This window comes from Pandoraea sp. 64-18, assembly GCF_001899225.1.
Lineage (GTDB): Bacteria > Pseudomonadota > Gammaproteobacteria > Burkholderiales > Burkholderiaceae > Pandoraea > Pandoraea cepalis.
The window spans coordinates 23,649-32,118 of sequence record NZ_MKVU01000021.1 but is presented as its reverse complement, the minus strand read 5'-3'; the positions used below and the strand labels follow the sequence as shown (position 1 = coordinate 32,118).

Here is an 8,470-nt window from a genome sequence, read left to right as displayed (position 1 = left end):
GTCCGCAGTTCTACTTCCGTACGACGGACGTGACGGGCTCGATCACCCTGCCGGAAGGCAAGGAAATGGTCATGCCTGGCGACAACGTGTCGATCACCGTCAAGTTGATCGCTCCGATCGCCATGACTGAAGGCCTGCGTTTCGCAATTCGCGAAGGTGGCCGTACTGTCGGCGCCGGCGTGGTTGCAAAGATCGTAGCGTAAGCCGGTACCTTAACGGTCCGCGCTTACGGGGTCAGCTTTTGGCGGCTGGCCCCACTGCTGTTTTAGGGGTATAGCTCAACTGGCAGAGCGTCGGTCTCCAAAACCGAAGGTTGGGGGTTCGATTCCCTCTGCCCCTGCCAAACAACTGTCTGCAAGCTGGAAATGGCGAATTCTCCCGTAGAAACTGTACGTACGACTGGCGACAAGCTGCTGCTGGCACTGGCCGGGCTGCTCGTGATTGCTGGTGTCGTGGCCTTCTACGCGCTGGGGCAACAGGCACTGTATGTGCGCGTTGCTGCCATCGTCGTCGTTCTCGCCATCGCAGCAGGTGTTGCATTGGCATCGCAAACCGGCAAAAGCTTCCTGGCTTTTGCCAAGGATGCGTATCGGGAAGTGGGTAAGGTCGTTTGGCCGACCCGTAAAGAGGCCGCTCAAACGACTGCGATTGTCTTCGCGTTCGTCATCGTGATGGCGCTGTATCTCTGGATCAGCGACAAGACGATTGAATGGGCGGTGTTCTCTTTGATTCTTGGCTGGAAGTGATATGTCTGATACCGGGGCTGCACCGAGTAAGAAGCGCTGGTACGTCGTTCATGCGTATTCCGGCATGGAAAAGAGCGTAGCCAAGGCGCTGCGTGAGCGTATTGCGCGTGCCGGCATGGAAGACTTGTTCGGTGAGATTCTTGTCCCGACCGAAGAAGTCGTTGAAATCAAAGGTGGCCACAAGTCGGTCACCGAGCGTCGTTTCTTCCCCGGCTATGTGCTGTGCGAGATGGAAATGACGGATGACACGTGGCACCTGGTGAAGAATACCGCCAAGGTCACCGGTTTTGTCGGCGGTACGGGCAATCGCCCGATTCCGATTCGACAGGCCGAGGTCGACAAGATCATGTCGCAAATCAAGGACGGGGTGGAAAAGCCGCGTCCGAAGACGTTGTTCGAGGTGGGCGAGCTGGTTCGAGTCAAGGAAGGTCCTTTCACGGACTTCAACGGCTCGGTGGAAGAAGTGAACTACGAAAAATCTCGCCTCCGTGTTTCCGTCACCATTTTCGGACGGGCAACTCCGGTAGAACTGGAGTTCGGGCAAGTCGAAAAGATCTAAGAATAAAATGCGCCGGCGCGACGTCCGGCGCGTTTTTGCGTTGGTGACAGCCGTCGCCGAGGAGCGTCAGTAGCCCGTTTTGGTGAACGCGCGCTATGACTCAACCCCGAATATGCGCCACATATTCGTTCCGGAGTAAACCATGGCAAAGAAAATCATCGGCTTTATCAAGCTGCAGATTCCTGCAGGTAAAGCCAACCCGTCGCCCCCCGTGGGCCCGGCCCTGGGTCAACGTGGCCTGAACATCATGGAGTTCTGCAAGGCGTTCAACGCGCAAACGCAGAGCCTCGAGCCGGGTCTTCCGACCCCGGTGGTGATCACCGCATTTGCGGACAAGAGCTTCACGTTCGTCCTGAAGACCCCGCCGGCAACGGTGCTGATCAAGAAGGCTGCCAACCTGCAAAAGGGTTCGAGCAAGCCGCACACCGACAAGGTGGGCAAGATCACCCGCGCACAAGCGGAAGAAATCGCGAAGACCAAGATGCCTGACCTTACCGCCGCCGATCTGGACGCCGCGGTTCGCACCATCGCTGGCAGCGCACGTTCGATGGGCATCACGGTGGAGGGTCTGTAATGGCTAAGATCTCTAAGCGTCAACAAGCACTGGCCGCCAAGGTCGACCGCAACAAGCTGTACCCGGTCGGCGATGCTCTGGCCCTGGTCAAGGAATGCGCAAGCGCCAAGTTCGACGAGTCGATCGACGTCGCCGTGCAACTGGGCGTGGATGCGAAGAAGTCGGACCAAGTGGTTCGCGGCTCGGTCGTTCTGCCGGCCGGTACCGGTAAGTCGGTTCGCGTGGCTGTGTTCGCTCAAGGCGAAAAGGCCGAGCAAGCCAAGGCTGCCGGCGCTGAAATCGTGGGTATGGAAGACCTCGCCGAGCAAATCAAGGCTGGCAAGATGGACTTCGATATCGTGATCGCTTCGCCGGACACGATGCGCGTCGTCGGTACGCTGGGTCAGATTCTCGGCCCGCGCGGCCTGATGCCGAACCCGAAGGTTGGCACGGTGACCCCGGACGTCGCTACGGCAGTGAAGAACGCCAAGGCCGGTCAGGTGCAGTTCCGCGTTGACAAGGGCGGCATTATTCACGCGACCATCGGTCGTGCGTCGTTCGACCCGGCAGCACTGCGTCAGAACCTGTCGGCCCTGCTGGAAGCCCTGACGAAGTCGAAGCCGGCTTCGAGCAAGGGTGTCTACCTGCGCAAGATCGCCCTCTCGAGCACGATGGGCGTTGGCGTGCGTGTGGATCAGGCCAGCCTGGCTGCCTAAGCCAGACCGTATCGCAATCGCAGGGTGATGGCGTCCCCTGCGACGACTGCGATCCTCAGGATCGACAGTCAGCAGCAAAAGACTTTGGGCGGAAGCGGATTCTTCGGAAATCGCTTCCGGTTATCAAAGACCGTTGGCGGGAATGGGCATGTGTTGACGCTCCCTTAATACGCCAGCCAACGCAGATGGCGAACCCGAACAAGTTATGCAGTCACATCGCCTCACCTGGGCAACCGGGCGTGGCGGTTGAAACTCCAGACATGTCGGTAAGCCGTTAGTGGAACGGCATCACCATGAGGTGATGTCAATTTTGGAGGTTAACCGTGGCACTTAATCTTGATGATAAGAAAGCCGTCGTGGCAGAAGTTTCGGCGCAAGTCGCCGGCGCTTCGACCATCGTTGTGGCTGAATATCGCGGAATCACGGTTGGCGATCTGACGAAGCTTCGCGCCAATGCGCGTCAGCAAGGCGTCTACCTGCGCGTTCTGAAGAACACGCTGGCTCGCCGCGCGGTGGAAAACACCCCGTTTGCTGACCTGGCTGAGCAGATGACCGGTCCTCTGATCTACGGTATCTCGACGGATCCCGTAGCCGCTGCGAAAGTCTTGAACGACTTTTCGAAGGGCAACGACAAGTTGATCTTGAAGGCCGGCTCGTACGACGGCAAGGTGATGGACAAGGCAGGCGTGCAAGCGCTCGCCTCGATCCCGAGCCGCGACGAACTGCTCGCGAAGTTGCTGGGTGTCATGCAAGCGCCGGTTTCCGGCTTTGCTCGCGTCCTGGCTGCCGTGGCCGAGAAGAAGCAAGCAGAAGCTGCTTAATTCTCGTCCCGGTTACACGATCGCTGACTTCGGTCCGAACACAATCTAGGAGTTTTACAAATGGCAATCACGAAAGAAGACATCATCGACGCCGTTGGCGCAATGTCGGTTATGGAACTGAACGACCTGGTCAAGGCGTTCGAAGAGAAGTTTGGCGTGTCGGCTGCTGCCCTGTCGGTGGCTGGCCCCGCGGGTGCTGGTGCTGCTGCTGCAGCCGAAGAGCAAACCGAATTCAACGTCATCCTGGCGGAAGTCGGTGCGAACAAGGTCGGCGTGATCAAGGCCGTCCGCGAAATCACGGGCCTGGGCTTGAAGGAAGCCAAGGACGTGGTTGATGGCGCTCCGAAGGCTGTCAAGGAAGGCGTCGACAAGGCTGCTGCTGACGAAGCCAAGAAGAAGCTGGAAGAAGCCGGCGCCAAGGTCGAAATCAAGTAATTCGGCTCTGCGCGTAGGGAAGGCTGGCGACGAAACGTCGTCAGCCTTTTTGTGCTTTCAGGAGAGCCAAATCCCGAAAGGGGCGCGCGCAACTCGAAAGCCAGCGCGAAAGTGTGCCAAGAGGTTGAAAGCAAAATGATTTCGCCGATGCATCCGTGATTTTTGCCGTTTCAAGCGCACGCATCATCGAGGGTACTGGCGATACACAGCAACAGAGAGGAAGCGAGGGTAGTACCGAAGAAATACCGAAGAGGCCAAAGAAAAGATCGCGCCGGGATTCGACCCGTGGCGGTTTTCTCTTTGTCTTCTGAAGCGACTGCAGAAGGCAAGTTTGGTCGGGCGACGGGCAACACAGGCATCCGTCGCCGTCAGCCAGCGGTTGGTAGCGGCCAACCACCAAGCTCGTTGCTCCACGGCAAGCCCGCCGCGGGGGACGTCTGGTCTCAGTCGATGAACACCCGTTGACGATGCCTGCCGTCGTCGCCAGCGTAGTGATTCGGAGATCGTAATGCACTATTCCTTCACCGAGAAGAAACGCATTCGCAAGAGTTTTGCGAAGCGTCCGACCGTGCACAAGGTGCCGTTTTTGCTGGCCACCCAGCTCGCCTCGTACACATCGTTCTTGCAAGCCGAAGCGCTTGCATCGGAGCGGAAGCCGGAGGGTCTGCAAGCAGCCTTTTCCTCCATTTTCCCGATCGTTTCTCACAACGGGTTCGCACGCCTGGAGTTTGTCAGCTATCTGCTCGGCACGCCCGCGTTCGATGTCAAGGAATGTCAACAGCGCGGCCTGACTTTTTGCTCGGCCCTGCGCGCCAAGGTTCGTCTGGTGATTCTCGACCGTGAATCGCCGAACAAGCCCGTCGTCAAGGAAGTCAAGGAACAGGAAGTGTACATGGGCGAAATTCCGCTCATGACCTCGACGGGTTCCTTCGTCATCAATGGCACGGAGCGTGTCATCGTCTCGCAGCTGCACCGCTCGCCGGGCGTGTTCTTCGAACACGACAAGGGCAAGACGCACAGCTCGGGCAAACTGCTGTTCTCCGCGCGTATCATCCCCTACCGCGGCTCGTGGCTGGACTTCGAATTCGATCCGAAGGACATCCTGTACTTCCGCGTCGACCGCCGTCGCAAGATGCCGGTCACGATCCTGCTCAAGGCGATCGGCCTGACGCCGGAACAGATCCTCGCGAACTTCTTCGTGTTCGATAACTTCAAGCTGATGCCGGAAGGCGCACAGATGGAGTTCGTGCCGGAGCGTCTGCGCGGTGAAGTAGCGCGCTTCGACATCACGGATCGCGAAGGCAAGGTCATCGTCCAGAAGGACAAGCGCGTCAACGCCAAGCATATCCGCGACCTGGAGAACGCCAACACCAAGTTCATCTCGGTGCCGGAAGACTACCTGCTCGGCCGAGTGCTCGCGAAGAACGTGATCGATGGCGATACCGGCGAAGTGATCGCCAACGCCAACGAAGAAATCACCGAAAGCGTGCTGGTCAAGCTGCGCGAGTCGGACGTGTCGGACATCCAGACGCTGTTCACGAACGATCTGGACCAGGGGTCGTACATCTCGGCCACGCTGCGCATCGACGAAACCGCCGACCGCACGGCCGCGCGTATTGCGATCTACCGCATGATGCGCCCGGGCGAGCCGCCGACCGAAGATGCGGTCGAGGCCCTGTTCAACCGTCTGTTCTACAGCGAAGAAGCGTACGACCTGTCGAAGGTGGGTCGTATGAAGTTCAACCGTCGTGTCGGCCGTGACGAAGTGCTCGGACCGATGACGCTGGGCGACGACGACATTCTCTCGACCATCAAGATCCTCGTGGATCTGCGTAATGGCCGCGGCGAAGTCGACGACATCGACCACTTGGGCAACCGTCGTGTGCGTTGCGTGGGTGAGCTGGCCGAGAACCAGTTCCGCGCCGGTCTGGTGCGTGTCGAGCGTGCTGTGAAGGAACGTCTGGGTCAGGCCGAGTCGGAAAACCTGATGCCGCACGACCTGATCAACAGCAAGCCGATCTCGTCGGCCATCCGCGAGTTCTTCGGTTCGTCGCAGCTCTCGCAGTTCATGGACCAGACCAACCCGCTGTCGGAAATCACGCACAAGCGTCGCGTGTCCGCACTGGGCCCGGGCGGTTTGACGCGCGAGCGTGCCGGCTTCGAAGTGCGCGACGTGCACCCGACCCACTACGGCCGCGTGTGCCCGATCGAAACGCCGGAAGGTCCGAACATTGGTCTGATCAACTCGCTGGCACTGTACGCCCGCCTGAACGAGTATGGCTTCCTCGAGACGCCTTACCGCAAGGTGGAAGACGGCAAGGTCACCGACCAGATCGACTACCTGTCGGCCATTGAGGAAGGTCGCTACGTGATCGCTCAGGCGAACGCGTCGATTGGCGAAAACGGTGAACTGACCGACGAACTGGTGTCGTCGCGTGAAGCCGGCGAAACGCTGATGGTCACGCCGGACCGCATCCAGTACATGGACGTGGCACCGTCGCAGATCGTCTCCGTCGCCGCGTCGCTGATTCCGTTCCTCGAGCACGACGACGCGAACCGCGCGTTGATGGGTTCGAACATGCAGCGCCAGGCCGTGCCTTGCCTGCGTCCGGAAAAAGCGGTGGTCGGTACGGGTATCGAACGTACGGTGGCTGTCGACTCGGGTACGACCGTGCAGGCGTTCCGTGGCGGCGTGGTCGACTACGTCGACGCAGGCCGTGTGGTGATTCGCGTGAACGACGATGAAGCCGTCGCCGGTGAAGTCGGCGTGGACATCTACAACCTGATCAAGTACACGCGTTCGAACCAGAACACCAACATCAACCAGCGCCCGATCGTGGAAGAAGGCGACAAGGTGGCGCGCGGCGATGTGATCGCCGACGGCGCGTCGACCGATCTGGGTGAGTTGGCGCTGGGTCAGAACATGCTGATCGCGTTCATGCCGTGGAACGGCTACAACTTCGAGGATTCGATCCTGATCTCGGAGCGTGTCGTTGCGGAAGACCGTTATACGTCGATCCACATCGAAGAGCTGAACGTGGTCGCTCGCGACACCAAGCTCGGACCTGAGGAAATCACGCGCGATATTTCGAACCTGGCGGAAGTCCAACTCGGCCGTCTGGACGAGTCGGGCATCGTGTACATCGGCGCGGAAGTCGAAGCCGGCGATGTGCTGGTGGGCAAGGTCACGCCGAAGGGCGAAACTCAGCTCACGCCGGAAGAAAAGCTGCTGCGCGCGATCTTCGGCGAGAAGGCATCGGACGTGAAGGACACCTCGCTGCGCGTGCCGTCGGGCATGAGCGGCACCGTCATCGACGTGCAGGTGTTCACGCGTGAAGGCATTCAGCGCGACAAGCGCGCCCAGCAGATCATCGACGATGAACTCAAGGGCTACCGCCTCGACCTGAACGACCAGCTGCGTATCGTGGAAGGCGATGCGTTCCAGCGTCTGGAGCGCTTCCTGGTGGGCAAGACGGCCAATGGCGGTCCGAAGAAGCTCGCCAAGGGCACCAAGCTCACGAAGGAATACCTGGCGGATCTGGACCGTTACCACTGGTTCGACATCCGTCTGGCGGAAGACGAAGGTGCGCAACAGCTCGAGCAGATCAAGGAATCGATCGAGCAGAAGCGTCACTCGTTCGATCTGGCCTTCGAAGAGAAGCGCAAGAAGCTCACGCAAGGCGACGAACTGCCGCCGGGCGTGCTGAAGATGGTCAAGGTGTACCTGGCGGTCAAGCGTCGTCTGCAGCCTGGCGACAAGATGGCAGGCCGTCACGGTAACAAGGGCGTGGTCTCGAAGATCGTGCCGATCGAGGATATGCCGTACATGGCCGATGGCCGTCCGGCAGACATCGTGCTCAACCCGCTCGGCGTGCCGTCGCGGATGAACGTGGGTCAGATTCTCGAGTCGCACCTCGGCTGGGCAGCGAAGGGTCTGGGCTGGCGTATCGGCGAAATGCTGCAGGCGCACACCAAGGTCCAGGAAGTTCGCAAGTTCCTGACGAAGATCTACAACGAGAGCGGTCAACAAGAAGATATCGACAGCCTGTCGGACGACGAGATCATGTCGCTGGCGCGCAACCTGCAGAACGGCGTGCCGTTCGCAACGCCGGTGTTCGATGGTGCCCATGAAGACGAAATCCGTCGCATGCTGGATCTGGCGTTCCCGGATCACGTCGCGAAGGAACTCGGCATGACGCCGTCGAAGAACCAGGTCACGCTGTTCGACGGCCGTACCGGCGAAGCCTTCGAGCGTCCGGTCACGTGCGGCTTCATGCACATGCTCAAGCTGCACCACTTGGTCGACGACAAGATGCACGCGCGTTCGACCGGTCCGTACTCGCTGGTGACGCAACAGCCGTTGGGCGGTAAGGCCCAGTTCGGTGGTCAGCGCTTCGGTGAAATGGAAGTGTGGGCACTGGAAGCATACGGCGCATCGTATGTGCTGCAGGAAATGCTGACCGTGAAGTCGGATGACGTGACGGGGCGTACGAAGGTGTACGAGAACCTCGTCAAGGGCGATCACGTAATCGATGCCGGCATGCCGGAGTCGTTCAACGTGCTGGTCAAGGAAATCCGTTCGCTCGGTATCGATATCGACCTGGAGCGCAGTTAATTGCGTTCAGGCAACAGGAGAAAGC

8 protein-coding genes and 1 tRNA gene are annotated in these 8,470 nt (G+C 59.6%); all 9 read left to right on the top strand.

Annotation, left to right across the window (positions count from 1 at the left end):
* Positions 1–203: EF-Tu C-terminal domain-related protein (locus BGP02_RS20275; protein WP_502688502.1), on the top strand; the 203-nt coding region annotated here is incomplete at its 5' end.
* A 64-nt stretch (positions 204–267) separates the two neighbouring features.
* Positions 268–343: transfer RNA gene (locus BGP02_RS20270), tRNA-Trp, on the top strand.
* Positions 344–365: 22 nt separating this feature from the next.
* On the top strand, positions 366–746 hold the full coding sequence (gene secE, locus BGP02_RS20265; protein WP_017232380.1) for a preprotein translocase subunit SecE: 381 nt from the start codon (positions 366–368) through the stop codon (positions 744–746).
* A gap of 1 nt (position 747) precedes the next feature.
* Positions 748–1,305, top strand: a complete 558-nt coding sequence (gene nusG / locus BGP02_RS20260; protein WP_026131673.1) for a transcription termination/antitermination protein NusG — start codon at positions 748–750, stop codon at positions 1,303–1,305.
* 142 nt (positions 1,306–1,447) lie between these two features.
* Positions 1,448–1,879: a 50S ribosomal protein L11 gene (rplK, locus tag BGP02_RS20255; RefSeq protein WP_017232378.1), complete on the top strand. Its 432-nt coding sequence runs from the start codon at positions 1,448–1,450 to the stop codon at positions 1,877–1,879.
* Positions 1,879–2,574, top strand: coding sequence for a 50S ribosomal protein L1 (rplA, locus tag BGP02_RS20250; RefSeq protein WP_017232377.1), 696 nt, complete (start codon positions 1,879–1,881; stop codon positions 2,572–2,574). Before rplK ends, rplA begins: the two co-directional genes overlap by 1 nt.
* Before the next feature lie 323 nt (positions 2,575–2,897).
* Entirely contained in the window at positions 2,898–3,395 is a 498-nt protein-coding gene (rplJ, locus tag BGP02_RS20245; RefSeq protein WP_010804162.1) for a 50S ribosomal protein L10, read from the top strand.
* Between the two features lie 60 nt (positions 3,396–3,455).
* Entirely contained in the window at positions 3,456–3,830 is a 375-nt protein-coding gene (gene rplL, locus BGP02_RS20240; RefSeq protein WP_017232376.1) for a 50S ribosomal protein L7/L12, read from the top strand.
* A gap of 508 nt (positions 3,831–4,338) precedes the next feature.
* Positions 4,339–8,445 carry a DNA-directed RNA polymerase subunit beta gene (rpoB, locus tag BGP02_RS20235; protein ID WP_017232375.1) on the top strand — a complete coding sequence of 1,369 codons (4,107 nt, stop codon included), beginning with the start codon at positions 4,339–4,341 and terminating at the stop codon, positions 8,443–8,445.
* Positions 8,446–8,470: the final 25 nt, after the last annotated feature.